Source organism: Ralstonia sp. ASV6 (assembly GCF_016429285.1).
Taxonomy (GTDB): Bacteria; Pseudomonadota; Gammaproteobacteria; order Burkholderiales; family Burkholderiaceae; genus Ralstonia; species Ralstonia flaminis.
Window position 1 is genome coordinate 16,399 of record NZ_JAELUI010000063.1, and the last position, 15,049, is coordinate 31,447.

General features: G+C 62.7%; 14 protein-coding genes. 1 reads left to right on the plus strand and 13 read right to left on the minus strand.

Going from position 1 to position 15,049, the window contains the following annotated elements; translation table 11 throughout:
- Positions 1-59: 59 nt before the first annotated feature.
- The 6 genes from infB to JHD73_RS14280 all read right to left on the minus strand — a co-directional run bounded on the left by infB (position 60) and on the right by JHD73_RS14280 (position 9,188).
- Positions 60-2,957 (minus strand): translation initiation factor IF-2, encoded by a 2,898-nt coding sequence (gene infB, locus JHD73_RS14255; protein ID WP_199030933.1) that lies wholly within the window; start codon positions 2,955-2,957, stop codon positions 60-62.
- A gap of 75 nt (positions 2,958-3,032) precedes the next feature.
- Positions 3,033-4,508 (minus strand): transcription termination factor NusA, encoded by a 1,476-nt coding sequence (nusA, locus tag JHD73_RS14260; protein WP_048932184.1) that lies wholly within the window; start codon positions 4,506-4,508, stop codon positions 3,033-3,035.
- A complete protein-coding gene (gene rimP, locus JHD73_RS14265; RefSeq protein ID WP_199030934.1) occupies positions 4,505-4,993 on the minus strand; it encodes a ribosome maturation factor RimP in 489 nt (162 codons plus the stop codon). The genes nusA and rimP overlap by 4 nt, the downstream gene beginning before the upstream one ends.
- 206 nt (positions 4,994-5,199) lie before the next feature.
- Positions 5,200-7,008: a pseudouridine synthase gene (locus JHD73_RS14270; RefSeq protein WP_199030943.1), complete on the minus strand. Its 1,809-nt coding sequence runs from the start codon at positions 7,006-7,008 to the stop codon at positions 5,200-5,202.
- A gap of 89 nt (positions 7,009-7,097) precedes the next feature.
- A complete protein-coding gene (gene scpB / locus JHD73_RS14275; RefSeq protein ID WP_199030935.1) occupies positions 7,098-7,949 on the minus strand; it encodes an SMC-Scp complex subunit ScpB in 852 nt (283 codons plus the stop codon).
- 495 nt (positions 7,950-8,444) lie between these two features.
- Entirely contained in the window at positions 8,445-9,188 is a 744-nt protein-coding gene (locus JHD73_RS14280; RefSeq protein ID WP_199030936.1) for a sulfite exporter TauE/SafE family protein, read from the minus strand.
- Between the two features lie 180 nt (positions 9,189-9,368).
- Here JHD73_RS14280 and fnr point away from each other — a divergent pair, with 180 nt between their 5' ends.
- Positions 9,369-10,097, plus strand: coding sequence for a fumarate/nitrate reduction transcriptional regulator Fnr (gene fnr, locus JHD73_RS14285; RefSeq protein ID WP_080981278.1), 729 nt, complete (start codon positions 9,369-9,371; stop codon positions 10,095-10,097).
- 24 nt (positions 10,098-10,121) lie between these two features.
- Here the strand turns inward: fnr and JHD73_RS14290 are convergent, their stop codons facing one another.
- The 7 genes from JHD73_RS14290 to ccoN form a co-directional block, all read right to left on the minus strand.
- Positions 10,122-10,376 carry a hypothetical protein gene (locus tag JHD73_RS14290; protein ID WP_169340260.1) on the minus strand — a complete coding sequence of 85 codons (255 nt, stop codon included), beginning with the start codon at positions 10,374-10,376 and terminating at the stop codon, positions 10,122-10,124.
- On the minus strand, positions 10,373-10,600 hold the full coding sequence (locus JHD73_RS14295; protein ID WP_199030937.1) for a FixH family protein: 228 nt from the start codon (positions 10,598-10,600) through the stop codon (positions 10,373-10,375). Before JHD73_RS14295 ends, JHD73_RS14290 begins: the two co-directional genes overlap by 4 nt.
- A 26-nt stretch (positions 10,601-10,626) precedes the next feature.
- The gene (gene ccoG / locus JHD73_RS14300; RefSeq protein ID WP_199030938.1) at positions 10,627-12,090 is read right to left on the minus strand and encodes a cytochrome c oxidase accessory protein CcoG; all 1,464 of its coding nucleotides are present in this window, start codon (positions 12,088-12,090) and stop codon (positions 10,627-10,629) included.
- Positions 12,087-13,010, minus strand: coding sequence for a cytochrome-c oxidase, cbb3-type subunit III (ccoP, locus tag JHD73_RS14305; RefSeq protein WP_199030939.1), 924 nt, complete (start codon positions 13,008-13,010; stop codon positions 12,087-12,089). Before ccoP ends, ccoG begins: the two co-directional genes overlap by 4 nt.
- A 12-nt stretch (positions 13,011-13,022) precedes the next feature.
- A complete protein-coding gene (locus JHD73_RS14310) occupies positions 13,023-13,205 on the minus strand; it encodes a CcoQ/FixQ family Cbb3-type cytochrome c oxidase assembly chaperone (RefSeq protein ID WP_199030940.1) in 183 nt (60 codons plus the stop codon).
- Between the two features lie 3 nt (positions 13,206-13,208).
- Positions 13,209-13,892 carry a cytochrome-c oxidase, cbb3-type subunit II gene (ccoO, locus tag JHD73_RS14315; RefSeq protein ID WP_199030941.1) on the minus strand — a complete coding sequence of 228 codons (684 nt, stop codon included), beginning with the start codon at positions 13,890-13,892 and terminating at the stop codon, positions 13,209-13,211.
- A 10-nt stretch (positions 13,893-13,902) separates the two neighbouring features.
- On the minus strand, positions 13,903-15,049 hold a 1,147-nt coding region (gene ccoN, locus JHD73_RS14320; RefSeq protein ID WP_199030942.1), incomplete at its 5' end, for a cytochrome-c oxidase, cbb3-type subunit I.

A 15,049-nucleotide genomic window follows, 5' to 3' on the forward strand; every position in this document is an offset into this window, starting at 1 on the left:
GCGGGACGCGCCCGGGCCACCGTCGCAAAGATGTGCCGGGCAAGCGCCCGGCCACCGCATTACAGCGTACGTGCCACCTCGGTGATCTCGTAGATCTCGAGGTGATCGCCTTCCTTGACGTCGTTGAAGTTCTTGATCGACAGGCCACATTCGAAGCCTTGCTTCACTTCCTTCACATCGTCCTTGAAGCGCTTGAGCGAATCCAGCTCGCCCGAGAAGATGACCACGTTGTCGCGCAGCACCCGCACCAGCGAGTTCCGCTTGACGAAGCCATCCAGCACCATACAACCGGCCACCGCGCCAACCTTCGGCACGTGGAAGACCTGGCGCACCTCGACGGTACCCGTGGTCTCTTCGCGCTTTTCCGGCGACAGCATGCCCGACATCGCCGCCTTCACCTCATCCACAGCGTCATAGATGATGTTGTAGTAGCGGATGTCGATACCGTGATGCTCAGCCAGCTTGCGCGCGCCCGCATCAGCTCGCGTGTTGAAGCCAATGATGACGGCCTTCGACGCGGTTGCCAGGTTGACGTCTGACTCGGTGATGCCACCCACGGCGGCGTGCACAATCTGCACACGCACTTCGTCGGTCGACAGTTTCTTCAGCGAGTGCACCAGCGCTTCCTGCGAACCCTGCACGTCGGCCTTGACGATCAGCGGCAGCGACTTCACATCGCCTTCGCTCATCTGTTCCAGCATGTTTTCCAGCTTGGCAGCCTGCTGGCGAGCCAGCTTCACATCACGGAACTTACCTTGGCGGAACAGTGCGATTTCGCGCGCCTTGCGCTCGTCTGGCAGCACCAGTACTTCTTCGCCTGCACCCGGCACTTCCGACAGACCCTGGATTTCCACCGGGATCGACGGACCGGCTTCCTTGGCCGGCTTGCCGTTTTCGTCCAGCATGGCGCGTACACGACCGTAGGCCGTGCCCGCGAGCACCACGTCGCCGCGCTTGAGCGTACCGCTCTGCACCAGCACCGTAGCGATCGGGCCCTTGCCCTTGTCGAGCTGAGCTTCCACCACCAGACCCTTGGCCGGTGCGTTGATCGGCGCCTTCAGTTCCAGCACTTCAGCCTGCAGCAGCACGTTTTCCAGCAGGCTGTCGATGCCTGCGCCCGTCTTCGCGGATACCGGCACGAACGGCACATCACCGCCGTACTCTTCCGGGATCACACTTTCGGCCACCAGTTCCTGCTTGACACGGTCCGGATTGGCTTCGGGCTTGTCGACCTTGGTGATCGCCACCACGATAGGCACGCCAGCCGCCTTCGCATGGGCGATGGCTTCCTTCGTCTGAGGCATGACACCATCGTCGGCCGCCACCACCAGAATCACGATGTCGGTTGCCTTGGCACCGCGTGCACGCATGGCCGTGAAGGCCTCGTGACCCGGGGTGTCGAGGAAGGTGATGACGCCGCGATCGGTTTCGACGTGGTACGCACCGATGTGCTGTGTAATGCCGCCGGCTTCGCCCGCCGCAACCTTAGCCCGACGGATGTAGTCCAGCAGCGAGGTCTTGCCGTGGTCGACGTGACCCATCACGGTCACAACCGGCGGACGAGTCTCAGCCTCGACATTCGTCGGTTCATCCACGCCCTCGATCAGCAGTGCCTCCGGATCGTCCAACTTGGCCGCGACCGCCTGATGGCCCATCTCTTCGACCACGATCATCGCGGTCTCTTGGTCCAGCACTTGGTTGATCGTGACCATCTGGCCGAGCTTCATCATCTGCTTGATGACCTCAGCGGCCTTGACCGACATCTTGTGCGCCAGATCGGCCACAGAGATGGTTTCCGGAATGTGCACCTCGCGCACGACCGGCTCGGTCGGCGCCTGGAAGGCATTGCGGTTGTCGTCGCCATGGCGGTTGCGGCCGCCCTTGGAGCCGGCACGCCAGCCGTCAACGCCACCACCCGTGTCGCCACGTGTCTTCAGGCCACCGCGCTTACCACCGCCGCGGTTGTCGTCCTGCCAGCCCGACTTGCCACGGCCACCCTTCTTGTCGCCAGACGGCGAGCTCGGCGTCGCTGCAGCGGGTGCCGGGGCGGCGGGCTTCTTGGCTGCTGCAGCCGGGCGTGCCTCACCCGCCGGCTTGACCGGCTTGTGCAGCGTGCCCGATTGCTCGGCCTTCTTGGTTTCTTCTGCCTTGCGCTCGGCCGGCGTTTTCAGCACGCGGGCCGGGGCGCTCATCATTTCGCGGATAGCGCGGGCTTCGGCTTCGGCGGCTTCGCGGCGCTTGCGCGCGGCGTCTTCCTCAGCCTTGATCTTGTCTGCAGCCACGCGCGCCTCGTCGGCAGCCTTCTGCGCAGCTTCGCGCTCGGTCGCCAGGCGTGCAGCGTCTTCCTCGGCCTTGCGGCGCGGGGCTTCGTCTGCGGCTTCTGCCGCAGTGCGAGCAGCCACAGCTTCTTCTTCCGCCTTCTTGGCGGCGAGTTCTGCCTGACGCTTCTGCTCCGCTTCAGCGGCTTCCTGCCGGGCGCGGCGCTCGGCTTCCTCGCGCTCCATCGCTTCCTGGCGTGCCCTCAGCTCAGCTTCCTGGCGGGCCAGCTGTTCCGCCTGCTGGCGTTGCTCTTCCTCGCGGCGCGCAACTTCCTCGGCGTCCACCAACGGCGCTGCGGCTGCGGCCTCGTCTTCCGACTGGCCTGCGGTCGGCTCGTCACGCTTGACCAGCACGCGCTTCTTCTTGACTTCCACTTGCACGGTGCGCGTCTTGCCGGTGGCATCCGCTTGGCGGATTTCACTGGTTTCACGCTTGGTGATCGTGATCTTCTTGCGCGCGCCATCCTCGGCACTGCCGTGCGCTCGCTTGAGATAATCGAGCAGACGGGTCTTATCCGATTCGGTGATGACGTCTTCCGGCGTCGCCTTCTGCACGCCCGCAGCTTGCAATTGTTCCAGCAGCGCCGATGCGCTACGGTTCAATTCGCCTGCGAGTTGGGCAACTGTTGTGCTTGCCATTCAAACCCTTTCGATGCTTGGTTTTAGTGAGGATTGCGAGAAACGATCAATGGATCGATGTGGGTCTCGCTAACGTCACGAAAACCAGTGTTCACGCGCCTTCATGATCAGCGCCTTGGCCTGTTCTTCGTCAACGCCGGTCATTTCGACCAGTTCGTCCACGGCCAGCTCAGCCAAGTCGTCACGCGTCTGGATGTTCCCCTCGGCCAGCTTGCCGATCAGCTCCGGGGTCAGCCCCTCGAGGTCGCGCAGGTCTTGCGACACCTTCTCGACCTTTTCTTCCTTTGCCAACTCCATCGTCAACAACACGTCACGAGCGCGGTTACGCAGTTCATTGACGGTGTCTTCGTCAAACGCCTCGATCTCCAGCATTTCCTGCAGCGGCACATACGCCACTTCTTCGAGCGAGCTGAAGCCCTCTTCGATCAGGATGTCTGCAACTTCTTCGTCCACGTCCAGCTTCGCCATGAACAACTGGCGAACGACGGAGCTTTCTTCAGCTTGCTTCTGTGCTGACTCAGCCGGCGTCATGATGTTGATCTGCCAGCCAGTCAACTCCGAGGCCAGACGCACGTTCTGGCCGCTACGACCGATGGCGACGGCGAGATTCTCATCGTCGACCACCACGTCCATGCTGTGCTTCTCTTCGTCCACGACGATGGATTGCACTTGCGCCGGTGCCAGCGCGCCGATCACGAACTGCGCCGGATCTTCCGACCACAGCACGATATCCACGGCTTCGCCGCCAACCTCGTTGCGCACCGCCGTCACACGCGTACCACGCACGCCGACGCAGGTGCCAATCGGGTCGATGCGCTTGTCGTGCGCCACAACCGCAATTTTCGCACGCACGCCCGGATCACGCGCAGCCGCCTTGATCTCCAGCAGGCCTTGTTCCATTTCCGGCACTTCGTTTTCGAAGAGCTTGATGAGGAACTCGGGGCACGTGCGCGAGAGCTCGATCTGCGGGCCGCGTGCAGTACGGTCGACGTTCAGGATGTACGCGCGAACACGATCGCCCGTGCGCAGGTTTTCCTTCGGGATCATCTGATCGCGTGCCAGCAGCGCTTCCACGCGACCAGATTCGACGATCAGACCCTTCTTGTCGGCACGCTTGATCGTGCCGGTCATGATCTTTTCGCCGCGATCGAGGTAGTCGTTCAGGATCTGCTCGCGCTCAGCATCACGGATGCGCTGCAGGATGACCTGCTTGGCAGCCTGCGCGCCAATGCGGCCGAACTCAACCGACTCAATCTGCTCTTCGATGAATTGGTCGACGTCGATGTCGGCGTCCTGCTCTTTGGCTTCGAACAGCAGAATCTGCTTATCCGGCTCTTGCAGCCCAGCGTCATCGGGAACAACCAGCCAGCGACGGAAGGTTTCGTGTTCGCCCGACTCACGGTCGATCGCCACGCGCACATCCACGTCTTCTTCAAAGCGCTTCTTGGTCGCCGAAGCCAATGCGGCTTCCAGCGCCCCGAACACCACATCCTTGTCGACGTTTTTTTCGCGCGCAAGCGCATCGACGAGCAACAGAACTTCGCGGCTCATTGCTTGTTCCCTTTGTTTCGATTTCCTTTGAAGTCCAGCACAGGCACCAGCCGGGCGCGGTCGAGTTCCGACAACGTGAATTCCAGCAGCGCAGGGCCGTCCTTTCCCTCAAACTCGAGGCCGACCCGTTCTTGGCCGGGCTCCCCCGTGGGAGCCTGAATGACCCCCGTGAAATTCTTCTGGCCGCCCACTGGCAAGCGCAGCGTCACCTTGGCCTCCAGGCCTGCGAAACGCGTGAAATCGGACAGCGTGCGCAGCGGGCGATCCAGCCCAGGCGACGACACTTCCAACCGCTCGTAATTCACGTTTTCAACTTCGAAGACACGCGTGAGCTGATGACTTACCTTCTCACAATCTTCAATGACGATGCCGTTCTCAGCCTGATCGATATACACGCGCAGCAATCCAGCTGGCGCGCGCTCCACTTCCACCAGCTCGTAGCCCATGGCGGCGAGGGTTTTCTCAATCAGATCAGTCAGATGCACGTTTTTCCTGAAGAACTTCCCGGTACTGCCAACCTGCCGAAGCAAAAAAAAATGGGCGCAACGCCCATATCATTCGCCCATCTTCTACAGGATGACTTTTGATTAGACTCATATTGTAATCCGTCTCTGGGCAAAACGCAAAAATTGCCCTGGACGCACCACAAAATCTGGCGCTGCGGCGGATACCGCACACAGCGCCACCAGACTCAACGCTTGCCGCCGCGATTACCACCGCCGCTGCGCGCCTTGCTTCCAGCCTTGTTGCCGCTCGGCACGCCACCACCCTTGCCCGGGCGCTTGTTGCCTGGCGCGCGGTTACCGTCACGCATCCCGCCACCTGCCCCCGCACCTACACCTGCACCGCCACGACCGTCCGGCCGGCCACCCATCCGGGTGCGCGCCGTCAACGTGGTCGGGCCGCCAACATTGATGTAGCCCATGGAGGTCTGCATCGGGTCCGGCTGACGTGGACTGGACTGGCGACGCGGCGCCGGCGTTGCACGATTGCCGTTCTCGACCCCCATGCCACGCGATTGGAAATTCGCCTCACCAGTAAAGCCTGAGGACATCGGCCCCATCAGCACCGGCACCTCGCGACGGCGGTTGCCCTGGCGATTATTCTGCTGGCCACCCGAGCTGGCCGCCGGCACCTTCATACCCAACGTGCCCATCAGCGTACGCACGTCTTCTGCCGACACCTCCTGCCAGCGTCCGCGCTTCAGGCCGCGCGGCAACACAAAGCTGCCATAACGCGTGCGGATCAGGCGCGACACGGTCAGGTTGACCGCCTCGAACATGCGACGCACTTCGCGGTTGCGCCCCTCTGCCAGGGCGACGTGGTACCAGTGGTTGACCCCCTCGCCACCACCGTCGGCGCAGCGCAGGAAGTTGGCCTCACCGTCTTGTAACTGGATACCGTGGAGCAGCTTCTGGCGATCGGTTTCCGCAAGTTCGCCCAGCGTACGCACCGCATACTCACGCTCGACGCCATAACGCGGGTGCATGAAGCGGTTGGCGATGTCACCAGACGTCGTGAAGATCAGCAGGCCTTCGGTGTTGAAGTCTAGGCGGCCGACGGCGACCCACTTGCCGGTCTTCATGCGCGGTAGCGCATCAAACACGGTCGGACGGCCGTCCGGATCGGATTGGCTCACGATTTCGCCGGCCGGCTTGTGGTACAGCAGCACGCGCGGCGGCTTGTTGGGCAGCTTGCGCTGAATCAGCTTGCCGTTCACGCGCACCTGGTCGGTGGCAAGAATGCGCTGACCGATGTGCGCCGGCAGGCCGTTCACAGAGACACGGCCCTGCAGGATCAGGTCCTCCATGTCGCGGCGCGAGCCCAGGCCGGCATCCGCCAGGATCTTGTGCAGCTTGGGGGCGTCGTCCTCGGCGGTCAGTTCCCGCACCTTGCTCGGCTGTGATGCGCCACCAGCATCGGCTTCCGAGTCGTACGCCCCGGAAATCACATATTGGAAGACGTCGTCAGAACCTTTGCCGCCCTTGCCACCTTGCTTGCCTCGCCCCTGGTCACCTGTCTTGCCGTGTTGCGGCTTACCGTTACGGCTTTGACCCTTACCGCGGCCAGGATTGGCGCTCTTGCGGTCGGCATTTTCGGTGCGCTCGCCCGCCGGCTGGCCTTCGCCCTGGCGGCGACGGTTTTTGCCGAATCGGCCACGCGGACCACGTCGCTCGCCACGCTCGCCCGGGCCCTCTGCCGGAGCGACTTCGACTGCTGCCGCGGCTTCCATCACCACCGGTGCATCGCTGCCCGGGGTTTCCTTCGGCTTACGGGCGCGCGGGGCGCGGCTTTTGCGTGGTTGGGCAGGTTGGCCAGCATCGGCAGCCACCTCGCTCGCAGGCGCATCGCCCTCTGGGCGACCATCCTGTTGCTGGCGGCGCGACGCGACCAGGTTGCGCAAGCCCCTGCGCAGCCCTTTGCGGCGCGGCGCGGATGACTCAGCGCCATCGCCTGCGCCCTCTTGACGGGGTGCCGAAGCGTCGGCATCAGCCGGCATACGTGTATCCATGGAATCTGGCAGGGTGCTCACAACGTCTTTCAATTCAAGTGGTTCAGACCATGCGCCGACTGGGCGGCAAACATGGCTTACGAGTGTTCGTTCGCGGAAGCCGCTGACGGCTCAGCCACGGTCTTGTTTGGATCTCCCGATTCCGTTTCAACGGTTTCGGTTTCAGCTTCGGGTGCGCTCGACCCGCTCACCTGGACCTCGGCGGTGGCCTCGATCTCAGCGCGCACAACAGGCGCATCCACTTTCGCCGCTTCGGCTACTAGCGGTTCAGTTCCGTCGGCAGAAGGCGCCTCAGCACGCTCGCCCTCCACACCCGCCGGTGCATCGTTGACCAGCGCAGTCAATTCCTGCACCGCGATCGCCCCGCCCTCAAACTCGATTGCGCCCTGCTCCAGCAGGCTTGCCTGCGCCTGGGCACGGGCATCTTCGAGCGGCGGCAGTTCATCCAGCGAGCGCAACCCGAGGTCGTCCAGAAACTGCTTGGTAGTGGCATACAGCGCCGGGCGGCCCGGCACATCGCGATGACCAATCACCTCGATCCAGCCCCGATCCTCAATCTGCTTGATCACCTGCGTGTTGACCGTAACGCCACGAATATCTTCAATGTCGCCGCGCGTGACCGGCTGGCGATACGCGATGATCGCCAGCGTTTCCATCACCGCACGCGAGTACTTGGGCGGCTTTTCCGGATGCAGGCGATCGAGATATACGCGCATCTCAGGGCGGCTCTGCAGGCGCCAGCCCGACGCCAACGCAACCAGTTCGACACCGCGGTTAAGCCAATCCTGGCGCAACTCTTCAAGCAGCACGCGGATGGTATCCGCAGAAACATCTTCGTCGAACAGCTTGCGCAAGTCATTGACTCGCAACGGGTCCTGCGCGCAGATCAGCGCGGTCTCGAGGACGATTTTCGCCTCTTGGGTATTCATTCGGTTGAGCGGCTCGTCATTACTCGCGTCCGGCGGGTCGCCATCACGCTTGAGGTTTGTCGTCCCACCGCGACGCACGCGGTATGTCTGAATGCTGTTGCCCGCCCGGGCCCGGCGCGCAAGAACCGCACGGACCTGCGGCCTTGCACCGAAACGCAGTGGCTATGCCCGCAAAAAGGGCCGGAGGAGCGAGTTGATCCGGTGCCGGTCAGGCACCACAAGGGCAATTTCTTCCGCCGCCATGGGGACGGATACTGCACCGGACGGCTGCCAACGAAGACTGACACCCAGCCCGAATCGACTGTCCAGGGCGGCATTTCTGCGGCTTTTGCGCTGGATGGCGTCGCTTGGCGCCGCGCTTGGGATTGTTGATCTGCGCGGTGGGCGAGTCGAATTGTGTTTGATTGTAGGGCAATTTCCTGCGGTGCCGCAACCGGGAAGATGTCCTAGTGCTCCGCCCAGGGCCAAATGGCGATCTGCGGGTGATTCAAACAGCTACAGCACCAGGCAAAAACCATGTGCGTTGAGCATCTCCGGCAGCCATGCGGCGCATACGAGCCCCCACACGCCAAAGGCGGCAATGGCGGCGCCCGCCGCGCCACGCGCCCACTTCTGGCGAGACAGCCCCCGCAACCAGCCTGCCAACCCGGACATCATCAGCAGATTCGGCAACGTGCCCAGACCAAACGCCAGCATCACAACCGCCCCAGATGCCGCGTTGCCCGCCAACAACGCAACCGCCAGTGCCCCGTAAACCATGCCGCACGGTACCAGCCCCCATGCCAAACCCGTGACATAGCGCCGCACCAATGGCGGGCTGTGATGCAGGCTTCCACCCAGTTGTGCCCCCATTTTCGACAGCGCGCCGGCAAGGTGGCCAAGCACACGTTCCACCCAAGGATTGCGCCATGTATCACCCGTGGTGCGCACAACCAGAAGTAGGCCGTAAGCGAGCAGCAAAGCGCTGGCGAATGCGAACAATCCGCGTTGAATCGGCAGCCACTGCTGGCGCCAAACCGTGGCACCGAGCGCCCCCATGATGGCCCCCAACGCCGCGTACATACTGATGCGCCCAGCGTGCATGACCACTTGCTCGAACGCCAGCCGGCGACGCGAAACGATCCGCACCGGCACCTGCCCGCGCTCAGCGGCCAACGCGATGCCGCTGCACATCGCCAGGCAATGGACACCACCGAGCAATGCGATCAGAAAAACGCTCACGAGCGCGGCAACATTCATCTTTTTGACGCTCTTTTGATATGGGCCAAAGTTATTGTTTTGCTGACGGGAATTCCGTGCATTTCGCGCAATTCACGTTATCGGAACAATCCGATATCAGCATGGTCGCCGTTATAATAGGCCGCGGTTGCATCACAAGAATTTCTCATTTCACTTACTCGAAATTCACTCGCCCCCCCTGTGCTCACACGAATCGCACTCACCGACCAAGCTTCACGTTGTTCCACTTGCGTACTCGGCCAGATCTGTCTGCCAGTGGGCATGAATTCGGAAGACGTGCGCAAGATGGATGAGTTGGTTGCCGAGCGCATCCGCATCAAAAAAGGCCAGACGCTCTACGCCCTCGGTGAACCGCTCGAAGCCGTGTACGGCATCCGCTTCGGCACGCTCAAGACGCATCTCACGCTGGAAGACGGTCGCCACCAGATCACCGGCTTCCACCTGCCCGGCGAGATCGTCGGGCTCGATGGCATTGGCGACATGTGCCACGTGTCGGATGCCACCGCGCTGGAAGACACCGAAGTCTGCGTGGTGCGTTACGACCAACTGCAGCAGCTCTCGCGCCGGCTGCCCTCTCTGCAGCACCAGTTCTTGCGCATCATGAGCAAGGAGATATCGCAGGATCACCAGATGCTGCTGACGCTCGGCTCGATGCGCGCCGAAGAACGCCTTGCTGCTTTCCTGCTGAACCTGTCCAAGCGCTCAGCCCAGCGTGGTTATTCGTCAACCGAGTTCGTGCTGCGCATGAGCCGCGAAGAACTGGGCAGCTATCTGGGCCTGAAGCTCGAAACCGTAAGCCGCCTGTTCTCACGCTTTGCTGAGGCCGGTCTCATCCAGATCCGCCAGCGCCACGTCAAGCTGATCGACATGGCTGGCCTGCGCCAAGTGATGAGCGGCCAAGCCAACTAGGCCGCCCCCTTGCAGGACATCCGCTCACACGAGCGGATGCTCATGCGCCTCCAGCTTGCCGATGCCCGGCGACACATACAGTGTGAGCGCACTGGACAATCCGCACAGCAACCAGAACACGAAGAACGACACCGTGTAGACCGCCTCGGCCGACACGGCGATCTGCTCTCCGAAGAAGCGCAGATCCGCCGGGTCAACCACCGCAAACACGACCAGCTCGGCCAGCGCCGCAGATAGAAACGCGGGCCAGAGAATCCACATCAGCAGGCGGCGTTTCATCGGACCTCCCCGTGGGCGGCATGGGCCGGCACGGAGACGGGCTTCTCGACGACCAGGCCGCGCCGTACGACGTTGTCATGAATGACGGGATCCGGATGCGACACGGCCAACCAGATGGTGACGCCGCACCCGATCATGGCGACGAAGGGGCCGGCCATCAGCAGCCACGGCCAAGGCTCGCGCCACCATGGCCGGGCCGGAGCGGAAGATTGCATTGCCTGCATCTGTGTCTCCTGTTCTAAAAACCGCATCAGCGCGGCACGATGAAACTCGATGGCTCACGCAGCACAAGGCTGTCGCTGCCGCTGTCTGCCTGGATCACAAAACGGATCTTGTGCGAGCCGGCAGTCAGGTCATCCGCCGGACGACGCACGCGGATCGGCAAAAGGCGGTTGGCTGCAGGTGCCAGTTCAAGCGTGGTCGATTCACCGCGGCCACCCTGCACCTCCAGCTGTGGCAGTCCTTCAGCCGTGATGGTCACGCGCACGGGTTGCTCCGAGGCATTCATCAACTGCAGTCGATAGACGTTCTCGATCTTGCCGCCGTCCACCTCACGCGCCAGCGCACCACGATCGCGAATCACGTCCACCTTGAGCGGCTGGCGCATCGTCAGCGCAACGATGAAGCCCGTGATGAGCACCAGCATGATGCCGGCATAGATCAGCACACGCGGGCGTAGCAGATGGCGCCGTGCCTCCTTCGGGGTGAGCCGGTCGTGCATCGCACGCTCGGACGTGTAGCGGATCAGGCCCTGCGGGTAACGCATCTTGTCCATCACCTGATCGCATGCATCAATGCAGGCGCCGCAGCCGATGCACTCGTACTGCAGGCCCTGGCGAATGTCGATGCCGGTCGGGCACACCTGCACGCAAATGCTGCAGTCCACGCACGAACCGAGCCCTTGCGCCGCGAAGTCTGCGCTGCGCGAACGGCTACCGCGCGGCTCGCCGCGTTGCGTGTCGTAGGTGACGACGTAGGTATCGGGGTCGACCATCACGCTCTGGAAGCGGGCGTACGGGCACATGTAGAGGCACACCTGCTCACGCAGGAAACCGGCGTTGCCCCAGGTGGCGAACGCGTAGAACAGCATCCAGAAGGTTTGCCACGGCCCGAGCGACAGCGTCCAAGTCTCCATGCCGAGATGGCGGATTGGCGTGAAGAAGCCGACGAAGGTGAAGCCCGTCCACAACGCGATCACCACCCAGGCCGAATGCTTGGCCAACTTGAGGCGCAGCTTGCGCAGGCTCCAGCGCTCACCGTCGAGGCGAATGCGAGCGAAGCGGTCGCCTTCGATATGCCGCTCGATCCACATGAAAATTTCCGTGTAGACCGTTTGCGGGCAGGCGTAGCCACAGAAGAGCCGCCCCGCCACCGCCGTGAACAGGAACAGCCCCAACGCCGACAGCACCAGCAGCACCGTCAGGTAGATCACGTCCTGCGGCCACAGCACCAGCCCGAACAGGTAGAACTTGCGCGCCCCCAGGTCGAACAACACCGCCTGGCGCCCGTTCCACTCAAACCACGGCAAACCGTAGAAGATGGCTTGCGTGGCCAGCACCATCCACACGCGCCAGCGTGCGAACGCCCCCGTCACGGAGCGCGGATAGATCTTGCGCCGGACTTCGTAGAGCGCCTGCTCGGTAGGCGTGTCGTCCGAGCCCGCCGTTGCAACGGCAGGTGTCATGGGGCGCCAGCCGGGTTCGTGTTCGCTCATTGCTGGGCGCTCGTGTTGTTGTTCGACAGCCCCCACACATAGGCCGCCAGCATGCGGATCTTCTCCGGAGACAGCAGGTTCTCGTGTGCCGGCATCGTGTTGTCGCGACCCTTGAGAATGGTCTCGACAATCGTTGCCTCGGAGCTGCCGTACAACCAGACGCGATCGGTCAGGTTGGGGGCGCCAAGCGCCTGATTGCCCTTGCCGGTGGCCATGTGGCACGCGGCGCAGACCGACTTGAAGGTCGACTCGCCACGTGACGCCTTGATCGGGTCATAGGTTAGGCCCGACAGTGAGCGCACGTAGTTGGCCACGTTGGCGGCCTGGTTGGCATCCACCACCGCTGCCAACGACGGCATGACGCCATGGCGGCCCTTGGTGATGGTGGTGAGGATCGTTTCCGGATCACCGCCATACAGCCAGTCGTTGTCGGTCAGGTTCGGGAAGCCCTTGGAGCCGCCCGCATCCGAGCCGTGGCATTGCGCGCAGTTGTTCAGGAACAAGCGCTGGCCGATTTCGTGTGCTTGCGGGTCGGTGGCGATCTGCTTGATGTCCATACCGGCGTAGCGCTCGTAGAGCGGGCGCACCTTGGCATCAGCTGCAGCACGCTGCGAGGCCAGCTCGCCGCGCGTGGAGAAACCCAGCACACCACCATATGCACCCAGCCCCGGATACAGGACGAGGTATGACAAGGCGAAGATGCACGACAGCAAGAACATCCACATCCACCAGCGCGGCAACGGATTGTTCAGCTCGCGCAGGTCACCGTCCCACACGTGGCCGGTGTCGTCGCCGGCTTGCTGCCCGGGCGCGATCGTGATCTTGCGTTGCGAGAACAGCAGCCAAATGCACCAGGCGATACCCACCAGGGCAATCGCCGAGATGTAGTACCCCCAGAACTCGGAAATGAAGTCGCTCATGATCTTGTGTCCTTATTGATGTGGGCGCGACGCGTCTGCGCGTGCGCCGGCGACCTCGGCTTCATCGGGCAGCAGAAACGGCAGCATGGCCGATTCCGCGTTGGCGGCAGCGCGATGCGCCGAGAACGCCCACCAGCTGATCCCCACGAACAGCACCAGGAAGACCGCAGTGGCAATTGCACTCAGCATGGCCATGGCTCACTCCTTGGTAGCGACGGTGGCGGGCGACGCGGCAGGTGCCGCAGCCACATCGCGCACATTACGCAGCTCTACGCCCAGGCCCTGCAGAAAGGCCACCACGGCGTCTTCTTCGGTCTTGCCGGCAAGCTGCTCACGCGCGCCGGCAATCTGTGCATCCGTATAGGGCACGCCAAGCTGGCGCAGCACGTGCATCTTCTTTTCGATGTCGCTGCTGTCGAGCGGCGTCTTGGCAAGCCATGCGTAGGCCGGCATGTTCGATTCCGGCACCACCTCACGCGGATCGCGCAGGTGGATGCGGTGCCAGTCATCCGAATAGCGCTGACCCACGCGCGCCAGGTCCGGCCCCGTACGCTTGGAACCCCACAGGAACGGGTGATCGAACACCGATTCGCCAGCCAGCGAGTAATGGCCATAGCGCTCGGTTTCGGCACGCAGCGTACGCACTTGCTGCGAGTGACAGCCGACGCAGCCTTCGCGGATATAAATGTCGCGCCCGGCCAGCCGCAGCGGCGAATACGGCGCGATGCCCTTGACCGGCTCGGTGGTGGAGTGCTGGAAGAACAGCGGCACGATCTGCACCAGCCCGGCGATGCTGACGACGACCAGCGTCATCACGATCAGCAAGCCGATGTTCTTTTCCAGCGTCTCGTGCGAGAAGAAGCTCTTTTGTTGGTTGCTCATGTTCGTCTCCTCACTGTGCCGCGACCAGCGGGGCCTGGGCCGGTTGAGGGATCGGCGCATCCACCGCCTTGCTGCCCTGGATGGTCTTGAACACGTTGAATGCCATCAGCAGCATCCCGCTCAGGAAGCACAGGCCACCCAGCAGGCGGATGATGTAGAACGGGTACGTCGCCTTCACTGCTTCGACAAAGCTATAGGTGAGCGTGCCGTCAGCCTCGGTGGCACGCCACATCAGGCCCTGCATGACGCCGGCGACCCACATGGCGGCGATATAGAGCACCACGCCGATGGTGGCGATCCAGAAGTGCACCTCGATCAGCCGCGTGCTGTACATCTTCTGCTGCCCGAACAGGCGCGGGATCATGTAGTACATCGAGCCGATGGTGATCATGGCCACCCAACCCAGCGCGCCGGAGTGCACGTGGCCGATGGTCCAGTCGGTGTAGTGCGACAGCGCGTTGACGGTCTTGATGGACATCATCGAGCCCTCGAACGTCGCCATGCCGTAGAACGACAGCGCCACCACCAGGAACTTCAGGATCGGATCGGCGCGCAGTTTGTGCCACGCGCCCGACAGGGTCATGATCCCGTTGATCATGCCGCCCCACGACGGCGCCAGCAGAATGAGCGAGAACACCATACCCAGCGACTGCGCCCAGTCCGGCAGTGCGGTGTATTGCAGATGGTGCGGGCCCGCCCACATGTAGGTGAAGTTCAGCGCCCAGAAGTGAACGATCGACAGACGGTACGAATAGATCGGACGCTCCGCTTGCTTGGGCACGAAGTAGTACATCATCCCCAGGAAGCTGGTGGTCAGGAAGAAGCCCACGGCGTTATGGCCGTACCACCACTGCACCATCGCATCCTGCACACCTGCATAGGCCGAGTACGACTTCCACATCGTCACCGGCAATTCAGCGTTGTTGACGATGTGCAGCAGCGCAATGGTGACGATGTAAGCGCCGAAGAACCAGTTGGCCACGTAGATGTGGCGGGTCTTGCGCTTGATGATGGTGCCGAAAAACACGACGGCGTAGACCACCCACACCAGCGTGATGAGGATGTCGATCGGCCACTCCAGCTCGGCGTATTCCTTCGAGCTGGTGTAGCCCAGCGGCAGCGTAATGACCGCCGCCACGATCACCGCCTGCCAGCCC